This window comes from Clostridium fessum, assembly GCF_027698965.1.
Classification (GTDB): Bacteria; Bacillota; Clostridia; order Lachnospirales; family Lachnospiraceae; genus Otoolea; species Otoolea fessa.
Window position 1 is genome coordinate 364,882 of sequence record NZ_JAQEQF010000001.1, and the last position, 18,499, is coordinate 383,380.

The 18,499-nt window shown below is 50.9% G+C and carries 16 protein-coding genes, 3 tRNA genes and 1 other annotated feature; of the genes, 5 read left to right on the plus strand and 14 right to left on the minus strand.

All coding sequences use genetic code 11. The features are described from left to right. Positions 1-15: 15 nt before the first annotated feature. The 10 genes from PG862_RS01760 to PG862_RS01805 all read right to left on the minus strand — a co-directional run bounded on the left by PG862_RS01760 (position 16) and on the right by PG862_RS01805 (position 10,525). Positions 16-1,389 carry a V-type ATP synthase subunit B gene (locus tag PG862_RS01760; protein WP_118637748.1) on the minus strand — a complete coding sequence of 458 codons (1,374 nt, stop codon included), beginning with the start codon at positions 1,387-1,389 and terminating at the stop codon, positions 16-18. Beyond that, complete coding sequence (locus PG862_RS01765) at positions 1,390-3,159, minus strand: V-type ATP synthase subunit A (RefSeq protein WP_270706263.1); 1,770 nt, start codon at positions 3,157-3,159, stop codon at positions 1,390-1,392. A gap of 24 nt (positions 3,160-3,183) precedes the next feature. Beyond that, positions 3,184-3,504, minus strand: coding sequence for a V-type ATP synthase subunit F (locus tag PG862_RS01770; RefSeq protein ID WP_107000826.1), 321 nt, complete (start codon positions 3,502-3,504; stop codon positions 3,184-3,186). Further along, positions 3,497-4,471 (minus strand): V0D/AC39 family V-type ATPase subunit, encoded by a 975-nt coding sequence (locus PG862_RS01775; RefSeq protein WP_270706264.1) that lies wholly within the window; start codon positions 4,469-4,471, stop codon positions 3,497-3,499. Before PG862_RS01775 ends, PG862_RS01770 begins: the two co-directional genes overlap by 8 nt. 27 nt (positions 4,472-4,498) lie before the next feature. Further along, a complete protein-coding gene (locus PG862_RS01780; protein ID WP_270706265.1) occupies positions 4,499-5,092 on the minus strand; it encodes a V-type ATP synthase subunit E in 594 nt (197 codons plus the stop codon). A 45-nt stretch (positions 5,093-5,137) separates the two neighbouring features. After that, entirely contained in the window at positions 5,138-5,605 is a 468-nt protein-coding gene (locus PG862_RS01785; protein ID WP_022358667.1) for a V-type ATP synthase subunit K, read from the minus strand. 2 nt (positions 5,606-5,607) lie between these two features. Then, positions 5,608-7,623: a V-type ATP synthase subunit I gene (locus PG862_RS01790; RefSeq protein ID WP_118469032.1), complete on the minus strand. Its 2,016-nt coding sequence runs from the start codon at positions 7,621-7,623 to the stop codon at positions 5,608-5,610. A gap of 19 nt (positions 7,624-7,642) precedes the next feature. Continuing rightward, on the minus strand, positions 7,643-8,014 hold the full coding sequence (locus tag PG862_RS01795; protein ID WP_270231146.1) for an SPFH domain-containing protein: 372 nt from the start codon (positions 8,012-8,014) through the stop codon (positions 7,643-7,645). A 273-nt stretch (positions 8,015-8,287) separates the two neighbouring features. After that, positions 8,288-9,229, minus strand: a complete 942-nt coding sequence (locus tag PG862_RS01800; protein ID WP_107000831.1) for an AEC family transporter — start codon at positions 9,227-9,229, stop codon at positions 8,288-8,290. A 423-nt stretch (positions 9,230-9,652) separates the two neighbouring features. Continuing rightward, positions 9,653-10,525, minus strand: coding sequence for a methionyl aminopeptidase (locus PG862_RS01805; RefSeq protein WP_118481960.1), 873 nt, complete (start codon positions 10,523-10,525; stop codon positions 9,653-9,655). A 295-nt stretch (positions 10,526-10,820) separates the two neighbouring features. Between PG862_RS01805 and PG862_RS01810 the strand changes: the two genes are divergently transcribed. Then, positions 10,821-12,086, plus strand: a complete 1,266-nt coding sequence (locus PG862_RS01810; RefSeq protein ID WP_118469030.1) for a sensor histidine kinase — start codon at positions 10,821-10,823, stop codon at positions 12,084-12,086. Position 12,087: 1 nt separating this feature from the next. Continuing rightward, positions 12,088-12,798 (plus strand): response regulator, encoded by a 711-nt coding sequence (locus PG862_RS01815; RefSeq protein WP_118469028.1) that lies wholly within the window; start codon positions 12,088-12,090, stop codon positions 12,796-12,798. Positions 12,799-13,095: 297 nt separating this feature from the next. Here PG862_RS01815 and PG862_RS01820 read toward each other — a convergent pair whose 3' ends face one another. Further along, entirely contained in the window at positions 13,096-13,905 is an 810-nt protein-coding gene (locus PG862_RS01820) for a hypothetical protein (protein ID WP_107000835.1), read from the minus strand. Between the two features lie 206 nt (positions 13,906-14,111). Then, the gene (locus PG862_RS01825; protein ID WP_270706266.1) at positions 14,112-15,053 is read right to left on the minus strand and encodes a DMT family transporter; all 942 of its coding nucleotides are present in this window, start codon (positions 15,051-15,053) and stop codon (positions 14,112-14,114) included. Positions 15,054-15,192: 139 nt separating this feature from the next. Between PG862_RS01825 and PG862_RS01830 the strand changes: the two genes are divergently transcribed. The 3 genes from PG862_RS01830 to PG862_RS01840 all read left to right on the plus strand — a co-directional run bounded on the left by PG862_RS01830 (position 15,193) and on the right by PG862_RS01840 (position 17,286). Further along, complete coding sequence (locus tag PG862_RS01830; protein WP_270706267.1) at positions 15,193-15,825, plus strand: YitT family protein; 633 nt, start codon at positions 15,193-15,195, stop codon at positions 15,823-15,825. Between the two features lie 150 nt (positions 15,826-15,975). Further along, positions 15,976-16,048: transfer RNA gene (locus PG862_RS01835), tRNA-Gly, on the plus strand. 104 nt (positions 16,049-16,152) lie between these two features. After that, positions 16,153-17,286 (plus strand): SLC13 family permease, encoded by a 1,134-nt coding sequence (locus PG862_RS01840; RefSeq protein ID WP_118569982.1) that lies wholly within the window; start codon positions 16,153-16,155, stop codon positions 17,284-17,286. A gap of 334 nt (positions 17,287-17,620) precedes the next feature. On the opposite strand, the gene PG862_RS01845 is transcribed toward PG862_RS01840, so the two are convergent. Both PG862_RS01845 and PG862_RS01850 read right to left on the minus strand, forming a co-directional pair. Continuing rightward, a tRNA-Gly gene (locus PG862_RS01845) sits at positions 17,621-17,691 on the minus strand. Between the two features lie 22 nt (positions 17,692-17,713). Beyond that, positions 17,714-17,786, minus strand: a tRNA-Phe gene (locus PG862_RS01850). Positions 17,787-18,072: 286 nt separating this feature from the next. Continuing rightward, positions 18,073-18,323: a binding site (T-box leader), on the plus strand. The last annotated feature ends 176 nt before the right edge of the window (positions 18,324-18,499 follow it).

Sequence of the window (18,499 nt, forward strand, 5' to 3'; positions counted from 1 at the left end):
CATGCACAGGCATTTTTACTCTTTCCCATAATACAGATCCAGATACTTCTCATCGATACGTTTCAGCTCGCTTCTCGGCAGGATGGAAAGCAGTTTCCAGCCAATCCGCAGCGTCTCCTCGATATCGCGGTCCATATTGTAGCCCTGTGAAACATATTCTTTTTCAAAGGCGTCCGCAAATTTTGCATAGATTAAGTCAACATCGGACAATGCCGCCTCGCCCAGGATCACCATGAGTTCCTTCGCTTCCTTGCCGCGCGCATACGCCGCAAAGAGCTGGTTTAAGGTGTTCGAATGGTCGGCACGCGTCTTGCCCTCGCCGATTCCCTTATCTTTCAGACGGGACAGCGACGGAAGTACGTCAATCGGCGGTGTGATGCCCTTACGGTACAGATCACGGCTTAAGATAATCTGTCCCTCGGTGATATATCCGGTTAAGTCCGGGATCGGGTGCGTCTTGTCATCCTCCGGCATGGTTAAGATCGGAATCATCGTGATCGAACCATTCTTGCCTCTCTGGCGTCCGGCTCTCTCATACAGGGATGCAAGATCCGTGTACATATATCCCGGATAACCACGGCGTCCCGGAACTTCCTTGCGGGCAGCCGAAATTTCTCGCAGTGCATCCGCGTAGTTCGTGATATCCGTCAGGATAACGAGAACGTGCATATTTTTCTCAAATGCCAGATACTCGGCAGCCGTCAGCGCCATACGCGGGGTCGCGATACGCTCAACCGCTGGATCGTTTGCCAGGTTGATAAACAGGACGGTACGGTCGATCGCGCCCGTCTCCTTAAAGCTCTCGGTAAAGAAATGCGCCTCCTCAAAGGTAATACCCATCGCCGCAAAGACAACCGCAAACGGCTCGTCCGTGCCGCGCACCTTCGCCTGTCTCGCAATCTGGGCTGCCAGATTCGCATGCGGCAGACCAGACGCCGAGAAAATCGGCAGTTTCTGACCGCGGACCAGTGTATTCAGACCATCGATCGCGGAAACACCCGTCTGGATAAACTCCTGCGGATAGCTTCTCGCCGCCGGATTCATCGGCAGACCATTGATATCGCGGCGTTCCTCCGGCAGGATCTCCGGACCGCCGTCGATTGGATTGCCCAGACCGTCAAAGACGCGTCCCAGCATATCCTCCGATACGCCAAGTTCCATCGTTCTTCCTAAAAAACGCACCTTACTATTTGAAAGGTTGATACCCGTGGAACTCTCAAAAAGCTGTACCAGCGCATTGCCACCGTCGATCTCCAGCACCTTGCAGCGTCTCTTTTCGCCGCTCGCCAGCTCGATCTCACCCAACTCGTCATAGGTAACATTTTCCACGCCCTGCACCAGCATCAGAGGACCTGCAACCTCCTGTATGGTTCTATATTCTTTCGGCATTTAGAATGCCCCCTTTCCAGCCGCATCGGCAACCTCTTTCGCAAGTTCTTCGAGGACTGCCTGATACTCTTTCTCCACGTCTTCTACCTTCGTATATTTAAAACGTCCGATCTGTTCGCGCACCGGCATCTTGATGAGGTTCTGGATGGACGCGCCGCCTTCCAGTGCCTTCTTCGACTGCTCATAGAACGCCAGCACCAGCTTCATCATGCGGAACTGTTTCTGCAGCGGTGTATACGTGTCAATCTCATGGAAGGAGTTCTGATGCAGGAAATCCTCACGGATCGAGCGCGCCGCTTCCATTTTCAAGCGGTCGATCGGGGACAGTGCATCCATGCCGACCATCTTTACGATCTCTTCCAGCTCTGCCTCCTCCTGCAGAAGGCTCATAAGACCCTGGCGGCAGCTCATCCACTCATCCGATACATTCTCATCAAACCATTTTCCCAGATTGTCCACATACAGGGAATAGCTGGTCAGCCAGTTGATCGCCGGGAAGTGTCGCTTGTACGCCAGCGCCGAATCGAGTCCCCAGAATACCTTGACGATACGCAGCGTCGCCTGAGAAACCGGCTCGGAAATATCGCCGCCTGGCGGGGATACGGCTCCGATTGCGGACAGCGCGCCCTCGCGTCCGTCCCTGCCAAGGCAGATGACATGACCGGCACGCTCATAGAACTGTGCCAGACGGCTTCCTAAGTAGGCCGGATAACCTTCCTCGCCCGGCATCTCTTCCAGACGTCCCGACATCTCTCGCAGCGCCTCCGCCCATCGGGAGGTGGAATCCGCCATCAGTGCCACCGAATAACCCATGTCGCGGAAATACTCTGCGATCGTGATACCCGTGTAAATCGATGCCTCGCGGGCTGCTACCGGCATATCCGAAGTATTGGCAATCAGCACGGTCCGCTGCATCAGGGAGTGCCCGGTCTTTGGATCCTTTAACTCCGGGAACTCATTTAAAACATCCGTCATCTCGTTGCCGCGCTCACCGCAGCCGATGTAAACAACAATGTCCGCCTCTGCCCATTTCGCTAACTGATGCTGGATGACGGTCTTGCCGCTTCCGAACGGTCCCGGCACAGCTGCCACGCCGCCCTTGGCGATCGGGAAAAATGCGTCAACGACACGCTGTCCGGTGATCAGCGGTTTTATCGGCGGCAGCTTCGTCTGGTACGGACGTCCGCGCCGAACCGGCCATTTCTGCATCATCGTAAGCTCTTTTTCGCCGTTTTCCGTCTCAATGAGCGCTACGGTTTCCTCCACCGTAAATTCACCGCTCTTGATCTCTTTGACCGTACCTTTTACACCATACGGCACCATAATTTTATGCTCAATGATCAGCGTCTCCTGCACGGTACCGATGATGTCGCCTGCTTCCACGCTGTCGCCCGCTTTCACGGTCGGCACAAACTGCCATTTCTTATCACGCTTTAAGGACGGAACCTCAACGCCGCGCTTTAAGTTGTTGCTGCCCGTCTCCTTCATGATATCGTCCAGCGGTCGCTGGATTCCATCGTAGATACTCGTCAGGAGTCCCGGTCCCAGTTCAACCGAAAGCGGCACATCCATCGACTCTACCGGCTCGCCAGGTCCTAAACCGGAAGTCTCCTCATATACCTGAATCGACGCTTCATCTCCGTGAATCTCTATGATCTCGCCAATCAGACGTTCGTCGCTGACGCGGACGACGTCAAACATATTGGCATCCCGCATCCCGCTGGCGATAACCAGCGGTCCTGCTACCTTCTTTATCGTTCCTTTGCTCATTGGAAGGTTTCACCCACCTTTCTATCATGCATCTCCAAACAGAATATCCGATCCAACTGCCTGTTCCACCGAATGCTTGACCGACTCCACGCCTTTTCCCGTATTCCCGGAAATCCCCGGAATCAGGATCACGGACGGAAGCGGCTGTTCCCGGTAGCGGTCGATGGCTGTCTCAATCCCGGCAGCCGCCGCCTCGGTGATATAGATCACCGCGTAGGAACCAGAAGCCAGTTCCAGAAATACTTTCTCCGTCTCATTTACATCGGACACCGGAAATGTCTCCAGTCCCAGCGCCGCAAATCCGTAGATGCTGTCGTAATCTCCGACTACTGCAACCTTATACATACATCTCCCTTATCCTTTCCCGAATCTGTTCCTCCTCAAGACCGTTCAGACGGGCGGTCAGGATGATACGGACCGTTTTGATCTCATTTTCCTTCGCCAGCACATAGGCAACCAGCGGTCCCGCCGTAAACGGGTTGTATTTCTGCGGCTTGATCGTCTCGATCAGCTGATTGTCACACCACCGCTCAAACGCCGACGGCGATTCCTTTAATGCCTGCGCGCCGCCCGCATAGCGGGTTCCTTCCAGATACTCGCAGATCGCGCCGGCGCCGCCAAGAGCTGCCTGTGACAGGCGCTCGATATTCAAGCTATCGCACGGTGTCATCGCGCGCCGCATAAAATCCAGATGTTTTCCTGTCTTCTGGGATCGCACCGCTATCTTGATATCCGCCACCGCGACCGTCGTCTCGGCATAATCGCGGATGATCGCGTCGGACGCATTCTTTCCGCACTCATAGATAGCTGTGAGCGCCGCCCGGTCAACGATGATATCGCAGAGCTGCCCGTCGCTCGTGTGCAGAAATGTCTCGCTGGCTTCCTTCGCCGCCTCCCGCATATGTGCCGGAAGCGCCTGCCAGTCCTTCTCCGCCACGATCTTCGCCATCCGCACGCCGTCCACCTCGCAGTCGTCAAAATAGACATTGCCGTGGCTGCCCGGCGCCGCCGCATCCTTGATCGCCGCCTTTAAATTGTGGTAGAGATCCCCGTAGGAAAGCACTGCCAGGATCGCGTCGTCGCCCTTCAAAAGGTCGCGGACCATCTCCCAGGTTTTCGTCTTCTCCCGGGTCAGGATCGCCTCCGCGCTGAGCGGTGTATCTGCATCCCCCCAGCCGTGTTCGGTCAGGAAACGCAGCGCCCCCTCGTAGCTTTTTACGGACAGCAGCTGTTCAATCTGTGCGGAGGAAAAAAGCCCATTTTCCAGTGCCCGGATCCGGGCGACCGCGTAGGCATATTTTGTATCAGACATATAAGCCCTCCTTACCTTCTCCCGCCGTTATCCAAACAGCATCGCATGTACCTTGTCCACCAGCTCATCCCGCTGCGACGCAAACAACGCCCCGGCAGAACAATTTTCCTCGACGCCGCCGTACACCAGAACAAAGCCCCCGTCGATCTCCCTCGGTTCTTTTTTCAGTACCAGGCTTCCGCCTTTTTCCTGCGCCGCCTTCTCTATCTTTGCCGGAAAATCATCCGGCATCCGCTCTAAATCACGTTTTGAAACATAGATTTCTCCTGCCCGATCCGTCACGAACCGGGAAAGAAGCTGCTCCATCCATGCAAAATACGCCTCATCCGGCTTTGCCAGCAGCTCCCTGTGTGCCGCCGCAAGCATTTCCTCGATGATCGCCTGCTTTGCCGCAAGGATCGCCTGGCGCTTCTTTAGCGCCGCCGAAGAACGAAGCCGTTCCTCATAGCTTTTTTCACGCTGCGCCGCCGATTTCGCCTGCTCTTCCTCCAGCTTTTTTACCTTTTCACCGGCTGCCGCAAGGGTCGTCTCCGCTTCACCGGCTGCTTTTTCCTGAATCGCAAGCGATTCCTGCTTTGCATCGTCAAGGATCTGAGCAATAATCTTATCTAATCCATTCATACGCTTCACTCCTTAACTGATTTTGATTCTTTCCGCCGTGCCAGATTACAGTGCATTGATTGCCAGAATCGAAACCAGAAGTGCCAGAATCGCATAGGTCTCAACCATCGCCGGGAACAGCATCGCTTTACCAAACTGTTCCGGTTTCTTCGCTACGATACCGATGGAAGCAACCGACGTTCTTCCCTGATGTCTCGCCGATACCAGACCAACCACGCCGATCGGAAGGCATGCTGCCAGATATAAGAGTCCCTGGGAGATCGACATGCTCATGTCAGCGCCGCCGCCAAGAAGACCAATCTTAGAAAGAGCGATGAAACCAACCAGCAGACCGTAGATACCCTGGGTACCCGGAAGCAGCTGGAGCAGAAGCACCTTCGCGAATTTATCCGGATCCTCGGTTACGACTCCGGCTGCTGCCTGACCTGCCACGCCTACGCCGTAGGCTGAACCCATACCTGCAAGAATAACCGCCACTGCAACTCCCAACAATGCAAATACAATTCCGCTCATATTTAATCCTCCTTGATTTCCACGTATTTTGTTATCTGCTTAAACGGACGGAACGCCTTTCCGCCACCCTCATAGAACTTTCCGAAAAACTCGACGTACTGCAGACGGCAGGTATGCACATACGCGCCGAGCAGGTTGATCGCCAGGTTAAACAGGTGTCCGAAGCAGAATACCAGTATAAATACAATCACGCCAAATACATTATTTCCAACCATACTTCCCATCTGGTTGATAACCGATGCGATAACGCCGGTTGCCAGTCCGAGCGCCAGAAGGCGCGAGTAGGAAAGCACATCCGACACCCATCCGGTAATATTGTACAAATCATATGCGCCAAGCGCCAGCCGCAGGAGCGGATTCTTCTTGTCGCGCGCCGACATCACCAGAATTCCCAGCGCGCCCACGATCGCCATTCCCTTTGCCAGCGAATTAAGCACCGGCGGGAATACGATATTCATCTGCGCGATGGAACCAAACAGTTCCGTCGGAAGCAGCATCAGGATCAGCCCCAGAAGCAGGAGGTACCAGAGTACCACGTCGCAGATAAAATCCACAACCTTGCCATCCTTTAAGAGCATATATCCTTTCAGTCCCAGCCCCAGGAATAAGTGAATCACGCCAAATAACATCGAATAAACCAAAAGCTTCATCGGGTCATTTAGCGGGACAAACCAGAGCGCCGGTATCGTCACCGTATGTCCAAAATATGTCCGGCTCACGATGTCCACCGCATCTCCGAAATAACCGCCGAACATGACGCCCCAGAACAGGGTCGAAAGTCCGCAGTACATAAAGAGCCGCAGTGATTTCCGCAGGTTTTCTTCCATCCTTGGGAATTTCTTAAGTGCCAGGAAGCACATCAAAAATACAATAAATCCGTATGCCGCATCTGAAAGCATCAGACCAAACAAAAATACATAGCACGCTGCCATGATGCCGGTCGGGTCCATCTCCCCCTTCGCCGGTAAGCCAAAGGACGCGGTCACGCCCTCCGCCGACGCCGCGAAGGTTCCGTTGGAGAGAAGCACCGGTGCTTCCTCATCCTCCGGCACATCCGAACTTTCCACTGCAAGTTCAAATCGGCTATTCAGCTTCTCCTCCAGTCCTTTCGCATCGCGCTTCGGGATAAATCCCGTGATCATACACGTTTTTTCCGACTGTAAGATCTCGCCGAGCGCCTCATACTTCTGTGCCCGCAGGCGGTAATAGTCGGATAACAGTTTCAAATCTTCCCTCGCCGGAGCGCACTGTTTCAGTTCTTCTTCCGTCGCCGCCGCGCGTCCCTCATGCTCTGCCGCTTGCGCTTTGAGTTTCTTAGCGTAAGCTGCCGGAACTTCCTCCACCGGACGCGCCGGACGGGCAAATCCAATCGACCGGAGTGCTGTCTCCAGCTTCTCCTCGTCCTCTTTCAGGCAAATTACCGCAATGCAGGTCTGGTCGGCGTCGCTTCCGACAACCTCCAGCTCCCATTTTTCAAGCTGCGGCTCCTGTTTTGCCACCGAAGCGTAAATTTCTTCCTGCGTATAAGCGCCTCCGCCGACCGCGCCGGCTAAGATAGCACACCGTTTCGTCTCCTGATACGCAAGTGGAATCTCCAGCTTCTGCCACGGTTTCAGGCTTTCCGCCTCCGCCAGCAGTCTAAGCGCCGCAGTCTTTTCCTCCGTGATCTGCTTTTGCAGGTTCAAAATGCGTTCCGCCTGACCTAAAAGCGCCTCTGCGTTCGCCTCCGTCTCCCGGTACGCGCCTGCCTTTGCAAGCGGCTTTCCGGCAAGCCCAGCAAGCATCGATGTTTCCTCCGGAACCACCGCGGCAAGCACTTCCAATGCGCGGTCCGCCGTCGCCGCATTCCGCTCAAACTTCTGCCGATCCTCCAGCGTGTCCGTCCGCTTAAATACCTCGTCCGGCTCCGCCTCCGCTGTCAGCTCCAGCACTCCGGCAGCCTGCAGAAACTCCATCAGGGACTTACGGTCCTTCTTCAGGGCACAGATACATAGCTTTTGCATCTGCAATACTGCCATATCTACATCCCTCCATTCACTAGACCAGTTCCGCTATGAGCCGGTCAACCACCTCCGGTTTCCGTCTGTCCGCCGTCTCTCTGAGCGTCTGACACTCCGCCTCGGCTTCTGCCAGTGCCTGTTTTACGTACTCCTCCCCTCTGAGAGTCAGTTCTTCTTCCTGCTTCACAGCTGCTTCTTTCCCCCTTTTCTGTGCATCTGCGAGCATTCGATCCGCTTCTGCCTCCGCCTCCGCCTTAACGCGGCGTGCATCCTCCGAAGCCTGCGCGACCAGTTCCGATGCCTTCGCCTCTGCGTCCTCGACCGCCTGGATCGTCTCCTTGATCATTGAACCACCACCTTTTCCCCTATTTTTTTTCAACAATAATGCAATATCCTTATTATGTTTCACATCCTCCCATTCCATACAATTCGCTGATTCGAAGCATCAAAAGCACATGGAAAATAAATAAGTTTTCTCGCATTTGTATACTATTATAACTTTTTCAATCAGTTTTGTCTATTAAATGTTTTAATTTTGAAAAGATTATACATACATCTTAATTTATGAAAAAAAATTTCGGTTCTCATGAAAAACAGTGTTTGTTTCCACAAAAAAAGCTGCCAGACAATTGTTGCTCTTCCACAAACCACTGTCTGGCAGTCCCCTATTATATATTTATTTTTATGCGAGCCACCCGATCGAATTAAGGAAATAGACCCACAAAAAGATCGTCACAACCGAGGCGACCGTGCTCAACACGACAAACTGTCCCGCCAGCTCGCCGTCGCCGCCCATGTTCTGCGCCATCGCATAGGACGCCGTCGCAACCGGAGTCGCGTACATTTCAAAGTAAACAAAACGTTCCACACCGGAAAAGCCGAGCAGCGTCGCAACCGCCAGAACCACTGCCGGCAGGATCACCATCTTGAAGGTTATCGACGGAACCACATATTTCAGATTGCCGCCGATCGCATTGAAATGCAGCGTTCCGCCCAGTACGAACAGCGCCAGCGGTGTTGTCAGATTGGCAAACTGCTTGATCGGTCCTTCCACGGAAACCGGAAGTTTAATCCCTAATATATGGAAGATAAAGCCCAGGAGCGCGCCGCGGATCATCGGATTTTTCAGGATATTCTTAATCAAAACAGAAACCGGGACCTTGCCGCCCCGGAACAATTCCAGAATCACGACCGCCGTTATGTTGTAGACCGGAATCACGATCGCCACCATCATCGTCGCCAGCAGTGTTCCCTCCTCACCGAACACGCTGGTTGCCAGCGGAATGCCGAACAGGACGAAATTGCTGCGGTAAATCGCCTGGATGATAACGCCGCGCCGCTCATTTTCCTTTACCAGACGCGGAACCACAGCAAGCAGAACCGCCTGCAAAAGCAGCACGCTGATAATGGCGACTGCCACCAGACGCAGATTTAATGTCATTCCCTCCGGAATGGAATACAGGTTGTTAAACATCAGAATCGGAAAGAATGCCTGAAAGATCACTTTATTCAGGCGCTTCATAAAATCCTCATCCGCCAGCCCCGCCATCCTGACTCCATATCCAAATGCGATATAAAGCAGAAACGGAAGGACTGTATTAAGTGCAAATAAAAAATTTTCCATATAATTCCTGCCACTTTCTTCTTAATTGCTTTGTTCTGGACGCGGTTTCTATCCAATCAGACCGCACCCCTTTAATCACCAGATTTATTATATACCCCATCCAAGAAATCGACAAGAAAAATTCAAGCGCGCCGTCCTCATAAACAGTTCCGAAAAAGTTTCGAATTATGTAATACTCGTTTAGATTTATTTTAGATATTGGTCAAAATATGGACACAATTATCCAGTATTATAATGGCATAACATCAATGAGGCAGATGACACTACAAGATGCGCGCAATCGTTATCTGGCTCGACTAACAACAATTTCCTTTATATAGATATTTCTTCGCAGTCTTTTATCCCCCTTCGGCTGTGAAGAACCCCACCTTGGGTACAAAAAAGAGACGGTTTGACGCCGTCTCTTTTTATATACTCTGCAAGCTACCAGGAAAGCACCTCATGGCCATCCTCAGTTACCAGCACCTGGATCTCCCACTGGGCGGATGCTTTTCCATCCTTCGTGTATACACTCCAGTCGTCGTCGCCATCCACGAATACCTCCTCGGTTCCCTCGTTGATCATCGGCTCGATCGTGAACATCATGCCCGGTGCAAACATCATGCCGGTGCCTCTCTGACCAATATAGCCAACCCACGGATCCTCATGGAACTCGATACCAACGCCGTGACCGCCGATCTCTCGAACCACAGAATAACCATTTTCTTCCGCATGCTTCTGGACCGCTTCCGCCATATCGCCCATGAAGCCCCACGGTTTTACCTGCTCCAGACCTAATTCCACGCACTCTTTGACAACATCCACCAGTTTTTTATATTCCGGGCTGACATTTCCGATGCAGAACATACGGGAAGAATCCGCATAATAGCCGTGATAAATGGTCGAAACATCCACGTTGATGATATCGCCATCCTTTAATACGACATCTGCTGACGGAATGCCGTGGCAGACCTGATCATTGATGGATGTGCACACGCTCTTCGGGAATCCTTCATAGCCAAGCGGCGCCGGGATTCCGCCCATGCGGGTCGTCTCATTATATACCCACTGATCGATCTCCTCGGTTGTGACGCCAGCCTTGATATGCTCAGCCACATAATCCAGAACTGCCACATTGATTTTGCAGCTCTCGCGGATCCCCTCGATCTGCTCCGGGGTCTTGATCATGTCGTGATCCGGAATCTGGTGTCCGGCATCCGCCGCCTCCATCAGCTTCTCGTCAAACGCCTCATGGCAATGTTTGTACTTCTTTCCACTTCCACACCAGCACAGATCATTTCTTCCTAATTTTTTCATCTTACTTTCATTCCTTTCGTCCTGCACTCCGGCAGCCCGTTTGTCACTTTCTAACAGGCGGGTCAGCCTGCTTCCCTCATTCGGGAGACTGTTTGGAGTTTAACACACCGACGCTGAAAATGCAATGAAATCGCCCTTATCCAGCCAGATTCTCAATAATTGTGTTACTGTTTTTATCCCAAATTTTCACGATTTTTTCAACTTTTTAACAGTCTTCCTCTCTATTTTTCAGAAGAAACATTGTATAATAGAAGCATCCATATGAATTTTTTGAAAGGAGACTTTCTTTATTTAAATGAAACATTCAAGTAAACCTTCTGTTTCTGGAACTTCCAATGAAACTTTCCTGAAAACAGAATCAGCCAGCAGCCTTCAAGGTTCAGCCGAACCCAACTCTCCGGATACCAGCACTTCCAATGGCAGCGAAACATATCCACACAAAATTGACGCCTTAAAAAATTGGTTCCGGACCCGCCCGATCGTTGAAAAATTCTGTGCACTTCCGACATACATACAGAGCTGGGGACTTACCCTGTTTTTCATGGGTACCGCCACGATCATCGCGTTCTGCTTTTTTCATGCGCTCAAAAATCCGACTGCCAACATCGCGCTAACATACATTCTGGCGGTCTTTTTGGTAGCGCGTTTTACGGACGGATACAGCTTCGGTCTGTTCTCCTCCTTTGTCGGCGTTGTCTGCGTCAATTTTCTGTTCACGTATCCGTATTTCGCGCTGGATTTCACGATGGCCGGCTATCCGATTACCTTCGTGGCAATGTTTTCAATTTCCAGCATTACAAGCGCCATCACAAGCAACATGAAAACACAGGCGCGCGTGCTGGCAGAACGTGAAAAGATGCTGATGGAAGCGGAAAAAGAAAAGATGCGGGCGAACCTGCTGCGGGCAATCTCCCATGATCTCCGCACCCCGCTTACCAGCATCATCGGTTCCAGTACCGTATATCTGGAAAATGGAAGCAGCCTCCCGGAGGTTGAGAAAAATGCGCTGGTGCGCCATATTCTTGAGGACTCTAACTGGCTCTTAAACATGGTTGAAAACCTGCTCTCCGTCACGCGTATCAACAATGAGACGGCAAAGGTAACTAAGACCTCAGAACCGGTCGAGGAAGTTCTCTCCGAGGCGATGATCCGCTTAAAAAAGAGACTTCCAGATGCCAATATCCATGTGCGCGTGCCGGAGGAATTCCTGATGGTCCCGATGGACGCCGTCCTCATCGAACAGGTTCTCATCAACCTGCTGGAAAATGCCGTTGTCCATGCTGAAAGCACCGAGCCGATCGAGTGCTATGTGGAATCACTTTCCGACTATGCGATTTTCCACGTGCGCGATTACGGCGTCGGCATCCCGCCGGAGAAGCTGGCAACCATCTTTGACGGCTCTTCTTCGACGACCAGCACTTCGCCGGATGGACGAAAGGGCATGGGAATCGGGCTTTCCATCTGTAAAACGATCATTCTCGCCCACGGCGGCGAAATCAAGGCAATCAACCACACGCGCGGTGCCGAATTTTACTTTACCCTTCCAAAGGAGGACAAATAACATGACACATAAACTTTCTATTTTATTAGTAGAAGATGAAAAAAACATCTGCGACTTCATCTCCACCTCCCTGTCCGCACAGGATTACCGCATTTCCACCGCACACACGGGAAAAGAAGCACTTCCGATCATCACGTCCCAGTGCCCGGATCTGATTCTCCTCGACCTGGGGCTTCCAGACATGGACGGCATAGAGATCATCCGCCAGGTCCGCACCTGGTCCAGCGTCCCGATCATCGTCCTCTCCGCCCGCACGCAGGAACAGGAAAAGGTACGTGCGCTCGACCTTGGCGCGGATGATTATCTGACCAAGCCGATCGGCACCTCCGAGCTTCTCGCGCGCATCCGGACTGCCCTGCGCCACAGCAACCGCTTAAACACAGCTTCTCCGCTTTATAAGCGCCCATTCCATGCAAAGGGACTGACGATCGATTTTGAAAAACATCTGGTATCGGTTGATGGAAGGGATGTCCATCTGACGCAGATCGAGTTTAAGATTATCTCCCTGCTGGCACAGAATTCCGGCAGAGTCATGACGTATGATACGATTATTTCGAATATCTGGGGGCCGTATGCGGACGATGATAACAGTATTCTGCGCGTGAATATGGCACATATTCGAAGGAAACTGGAGCAGAATCCAGCGGAACCGCAGTATGTGTTTACGGAGATCGGGATTGGGTATCGGATGATTGAGGATGAGATGCAGTAATAGATAGATTGATTGATTGTCGTGATGCAAAAAGAGGCGTCCGGGAATCTGCGCCGCCTGCGTCTCCAATTATCATTGTTCGCTTGCTTTCGCTACATCTGTTCGTCTGGATCGGACAAAAATGTCCGCCCCAGCCGGACAGCTGGCGTGGGATGCGTACAATCGATAATTGGAACGCTGGCTCTACAGATTCCCGGACGCCACTTTCCTCTTGTTATGTTATGGATCGCTTTTGCCTGCCAGCCTTTGCTTTGCTCGGCTGGCTTTTGATTGTCTATTTTTGTTTTTGTCTGTTTTTTATTCTACTTCGCTTTCAATGACTCCATCGTATAAACCAATTAAGTCTTCATAGCCATCCGTGGATGGAAGTGTCACTACGACCGGCTCGCCCGGGTTCTGGACTTCGGTCTCCATCAGAGTAATGCAGGTCATCGGCTGGTCGAGGACTTCCATGTTGTATACGATATAGTTTGTCATATAGATAATGTAATCGTTGTCATCCAGCACGTAAGCGCCTTTCATTTCCTGGATGTTCATGTCCAGATTGACATCGGTGCCGAGTGTGTTCATCACGGTTCCGAGGGCTTCTTTGACGTTCTTGTTTAGCTTCTTTGGATTTGCCTCATATGCCAGCACACGTTTTCCATTGACCTCGTTTAAGGAAATGCCCTTCATATAGCTGGATTCCATATTGCTGGTGTTGACTCCGGTCTGGACGGAGGATATGATCTGCTCTAATGGCATCGGGTATTTCAGTTTGACACCGTTGGCATCTACGTAATAGTAGCCGTCCGTATAAAAAACCTGTGAATAGCTGTCCTGTCCCAGAATCGAGGAAGCGACCTGTGCCAGGTACTTGAGATCGGTGGTATCCTGCATATCCATCTCTGCATGCATCGCCATATCAACTTTCATCTGACCGTCCGGAATGACATCCTTTGCAAGTATGACCGAATGGACGCCGCTCTGAATCTCCGCGGACTGAATCGTATTGTTCTTCTCCATCACCCGGTCAAATACCTCCGCCGGATTTTCGGCTGCAAATGCGGTTGTTGACATTGTCATAATGGCTGCTGCACTCACAAGTGCGGTTGCTAATTTTTTCATCCCTGTTTCCTCCTGTCTGCTGTCGGGCTTATGTCGTATTTCCCTATATAACTTTCTGCCCTATCTATAACCCATTTTCGAGCTGTGTCGGCAACCCAGCTTTTGTTCCTGAAGTTCACGTTTCTGGACACGAAAACCACTCCGACTTTATCTTCAGTATATATAATTTGGCATCGCTTGTAAACTATATCGGCGGATACTTTCCCTTACATTTTTATTACATCTGACAGCTCTTTCGATTCCAAAAGTGCCTGCTTTTGAATATTCTTTCTTTTCCGGTTATTATATACAAACATGGAAATTGCCATCAGGCAGATAATTCCATATCCGAGGAAACTCCAGCCGTCCGGCACCTGCCCGAAGATGAAGAAACCGAGCATCGTCGAGAAGATCAGCTGCGAATAATCGTAGATGGAAATACGGCTCGCCGGGGCATAGCGGTATGCCGCCGTGATCGCAAACTGTCCGCCCGCCGCCGCGCAGCCCGCCAAAAGCAGGATCCCCATCTGCTGCCAGGTCATCGGATGATAGTCAAAAATCAGCCACGGCAGCACAACCACACAGGAAAATACCGAGAAAAACAGCACGATCACCGGTCCCTTTTCTCCTGCCTCTCCCAGTTTCCGCACCATCGTGTACGCCGCGCCCGCGCAGATGCCGCCGAAAAAGCCCAGCAGCGACGGCACAAGTGCCAGATTGGAGAATGTCGGCTTTACCACGAATATACTGCCGAGAAACGCACCGAAGATCAGCGAAAGCTGAATTGGCATAACTTTTTCCTTTAAGATCAGCCAGCTGAACAGCACTGTAAAAAACGGCGACATTTTATTTAGAATCGATGCGTCCGCCAGCACCAGATGATCCACCGCATAAAAGTTACACAGCACTCCCATCGTGCCGAAAATTGACCGCATCAGAAAATACGGCAGATTTTCCCTGCGGATACGAAACGGCTCTCCCACCCGCAAAAGCAAAACAACCGCTGCCAGCGCCGCCACAAGATTGCGGAAAAAACTCTTCTGCATCGACGGCAGATCGCCCGCCAAATGTACAAACATACTCATCAGCGCAAAACAGAACGCAGACAGCACCAGGCAAGCAATTCCGCGGTATTCCTGCTTCCGGGTGTCCGGATGATTTTCTACCATGTTTTCATTCCCCTTTCCGTCTTCCTATCTTCCAGTATACGCACATCCCACATTTTTGTCTATTCTTGACACAAATTTGTTTCCATACTAAAATAGAGAAACCATTAACAACACTATCATTTGTAAGGAGCCTGTTATTTTGCTGAAATTATTCCATTCCCTCGATTTAAAACTAAAATCCTGCCTGATTGCACTGTTTGGAAGTGCATTTCTGGCATTTGGCCTGTACCATGTCCATTCCTTTTCCGGTGTCACCGAGGGCGGTGTCTTAGGAATGACGCTTCTGCTTGATCACTGGTTCCATATCTCCCCATCCGTGTCCGGCTTCATCATGAACCTCGCCTGCTACGCGATGGGATGGAAACTTCTGGGGCGGCAGTTCATCGCCTACTCCATTCTTTCCAGCGCCAGCTTCTCCCTGTCTTACCGGATCTGTGAGCAGTTTCCGCCCCTGTGGCCGCAGCTTGCCGATATGCCGCTTGCCGCATCCCTACTCGGCGCAATCTTTGTCGGCATCGGTGCCGGGCTCTGCGTGCGGATCGGCGGTGCTCCGGGCGGGGACGATGCGCTTGCGATGAGCCTTTCTCACGTGACGCACATCAAAATCCAGTGGATCTACCTCCTGTCCGATTTTGCTGTACTGGGGCTTTCACTGAGCTACATTCCGTTAAACCGCATGGCATACTCCATCCTCACTGTGCTTCTGTCCGGACAGATCATCGGGTTTGTGCAAACCGTGGGAACACATCCAGTGAACAATATGGAAACTTGATCGGTTTCATACGGCTCTCTTGGTTCCAAAAGTACCTGACCTATAGAGCAACAAGAATTTTCTATATTTTTTGATTTTTTTCAAAAAAACCCTTGCCAAATCAACCGACCTGTGATAATATATAACTCGTTGAAGCGATGCTTCAGAAATGCGCGAGTGGCTCAGTTGGTGGAGCGCGACCTTGCCAAGGTCGAGGCCGCGGGTTCGAGTCCCGTCTCGCGCTCTTTTTATTTTATAGCGGAAACCTTTTTCATTTTCATGAGGGTTTCCGCTATTTTCGTTACTGGTCACAGTTACACTTTTTCTTTTTCAAGGGAGTATTTTACCATGATACAAAAAGTAAGTTCTTTTCTCAAAAAGGATACCGTTTTAACCATCGCCCTGGCTCTGGCTGTCCTTTCCATGTTTATCATACCACCGTCTGCCGGATACCTAGGATATCTGGATCTGCACACACTGATCCTGCTCTTTGGCCTGATGACAGCAACCACAGGCCTCCAAAACATCGGTTTCTTTCGACAGCTCGGGGAATTACTGCTGCTTCGAATCCATTCACTCAGGCAGCTGGAACAGCTTCTGATTCTTCTGTGTTTCTTTTCCAGCATGCTGATTACCAACGATGTGGCCTTAATTACCTTCGTTCCATTTGCTCTGGAACTACTGCGGATGGTAAACCGCAAAGACCGGATCGTTCCGGTTGTCGTCTGCCAGACACTGGCAGCCAATCTCGGCAGCATGACAACTCCGGTGGGGAATCCCCAGAACCTGTATCTGTATTCCCACTTTGAGCTTTCACTTGATACATTTATCCGGAGCATCGGTCCATTTTCGCTGCTTTCATTGGTTTTGCTGCTGCTCGTCACAATGTTTACACCAAGGGAGACTATCTCACTAGATACTGCCGGTAGAGATACAACCTCCGATGAGACCTTTCCTAAACGCTGCCTTTTCTGCTGTCTGGGAATGTTTTTCCTGTGCCTTTGCACCGTAGCCGGTCTTCTGCCGCTTCCAATCCTGTTTATCTGCATTCTGGCGATTGGCTGTCTGGCAGACCCGAAGATCTTCTGTCAGGTAGATTACTCTCTCATCCTGACTTTTATCGGATTCTTCATCTTCATCGGGAATCTGAAACACATTCCTGCGGTAAGCTCCCTGCTTTCCAGTATGATCACGGGACACGAAGTGATAGTCTCCGTTCTGGCCAGCCAGGTAATCAGCAACGTTCCAGCCGCCATCCTGTTGTCCGGATTTACCGAAAAAGGAGTTTCCCTTCTGATCGGAACTAACCTCGGCGGTCTCGGCACCCTGATCGCATCCATGGCGAGTCTTATTTCTTACAAATATATCGTCCGCTCCTGCCCAGAGAAAAAAGGAATCTACTTCCGCTGGTTCACGATTGCAAATGCGGGATTTCTAGCAGTCCTGATGGCGGTATATTTTCTGGTTTTTTATAGCATCTGATAAAAAAGAATGCGGCTTGTCACATTCTCGCGCCGAGCGTGGTCGCTTGCGACATGTTTCTGCTTCGCGCGAGTGCGCATCCTCGCGGAGCGTTTTTTGTTTCATGGGACGTAATTTCCTATGAAACAAGAAAGCCCCCAGAGCGGCAACTCTGGGGGCTTTCGTTTTTGCTGCGTAGAATCTTCTCACATTCCTTAGCTAGCCACGTCTTATTCTATTTCTGACAAAATATCAATATTTACACATCCATCTCAAACGATATTTTATCACTAAATAGAATTCTCCATGGTACAAAAAAACACATCCCGCAAGAACGAAACGTGACAAAAGAAAAAGCGGGTGATGGGAATCGAACCCACGTATCCAGCTTGGAAGGCTGGTGTTCTACCATTGAACTACACCCGCATGATAAATTATGAAATTGTAATGCCCAGAACCGGAATCGAACCAGTGACACGAGGATTTTCAGTCCTCTGCTCTACCAACTGAGCTATCTGGGCATCCTGAGGAATCCTGTGATTCTCATGTTCGCTCTTGTTCAGCGACATGAGTTATTATACTAGAGAGTCTTTTAAATGTCAACTATTTTTTTCTACTTTTCTAAATTTTTTCAAAAACTTTTTCAACTTGCTGTTCCTGCCGCACAGCCAGCGTCCACATCTTCATCTCCAAATTTTCCGTAAACAATGGAAAAACCGACTCTTTTTCATTTTCCTGCATCTTTTTGATTTTGATGGTTGACAAATCCTTTTGGGTGTGTTTATAATGCATGTAACGAAGAACACAGATAAACCGATGAGGAAGAGGAGTATCTGACCTATGTATCGCCACAGAGAGTTCCGGATGGTGGAAACGGAACGCCTTACCGTCAGTGAATGGACTTCCGAGGGCAGCCTTGAACGATTGTTTCAGTAGGGGCTGACGGGACCCCACCCGTTATCCATCGGGGCACGTATGATGGTACGTGTAAGCGAGTGGACATTTTCACAAATGTCAATTTGGGTGGTATCGCAGAAGTTTACGCTTTTGTCCCATGTATGGGGACAGAGGCGTTTTTTAGTTTCTGGAAACATTCTCAGTAAAATCTTTCATCACGGCGCGCGGCGCCAAACCAAAGAGAATCTTCTTTCCAGACACATTCTTTACTCTGCTCCGGCAAGGCAGACTGATACATCTGCCATCCAAAACAAATATCAAAATAAGAATAAAGAAT

Coding starts and splice junctions, on each gene's coding strand:
- PG862_RS01825 (WP_270706266.1), bottom strand. CDS start 15,053: ATGGTAGAAAATCATCCGGACACCCGGAAGCAGGAATACCGCGGAATT.
- PG862_RS01815 (WP_118469028.1), top strand. CDS start 12,088: ATGACACATAAACTTTCTATTTTATTAGTAGAAGATGAAAAAAACATC.
- PG862_RS01805 (WP_118481960.1), bottom strand. CDS start 10,525: ATGAAAAAATTAGGAAGAAATGATCTGTGCTGGTGTGGAAGTGGAAAG.
- PG862_RS01760 (WP_118637748.1), bottom strand. CDS start 1,389: ATGCCGAAAGAATATAGAACCATACAGGAGGTTGCAGGTCCTCTGATG.
- PG862_RS01765 (WP_270706263.1), bottom strand. CDS start 3,159: ATGAGCAAAGGAACGATAAAGAAGGTAGCAGGACCGCTGGTTATCGCC.
- PG862_RS01820 (WP_107000835.1), bottom strand. CDS start 13,905: ATGAAAAAATTAGCAACCGCACTTGTGAGTGCAGCAGCCATTATGACA.
- PG862_RS01800 (WP_107000831.1), bottom strand. CDS start 9,229: ATGGAAAATTTTTTATTTGCACTTAATACAGTCCTTCCGTTTCTGCTT.
- PG862_RS01840 (WP_118569982.1), top strand. CDS start 16,153: ATGATACAAAAAGTAAGTTCTTTTCTCAAAAAGGATACCGTTTTAACC.
- PG862_RS01810 (WP_118469030.1), top strand. CDS start 10,821: ATGAAACATTCAAGTAAACCTTCTGTTTCTGGAACTTCCAATGAAACT.
- PG862_RS01775 (WP_270706264.1), bottom strand. CDS start 4,471: ATGTCTGATACAAAATATGCCTACGCGGTCGCCCGGATCCGGGCACTG.
- PG862_RS01770 (WP_107000826.1), bottom strand. CDS start 3,504: ATGTATAAGGTTGCAGTAGTCGGAGATTACGACAGCATCTACGGATTT.
- PG862_RS01785 (WP_022358667.1), bottom strand. CDS start 5,605: ATGAGCGGAATTGTATTTGCATTGTTGGGAGTTGCAGTGGCGGTTATT.
- PG862_RS01780 (WP_270706265.1), bottom strand. CDS start 5,092: ATGAATGGATTAGATAAGATTATTGCTCAGATCCTTGACGATGCAAAG.
- PG862_RS01790 (WP_118469032.1), bottom strand. CDS start 7,623: ATGGCAGTATTGCAGATGCAAAAGCTATGTATCTGTGCCCTGAAGAAG.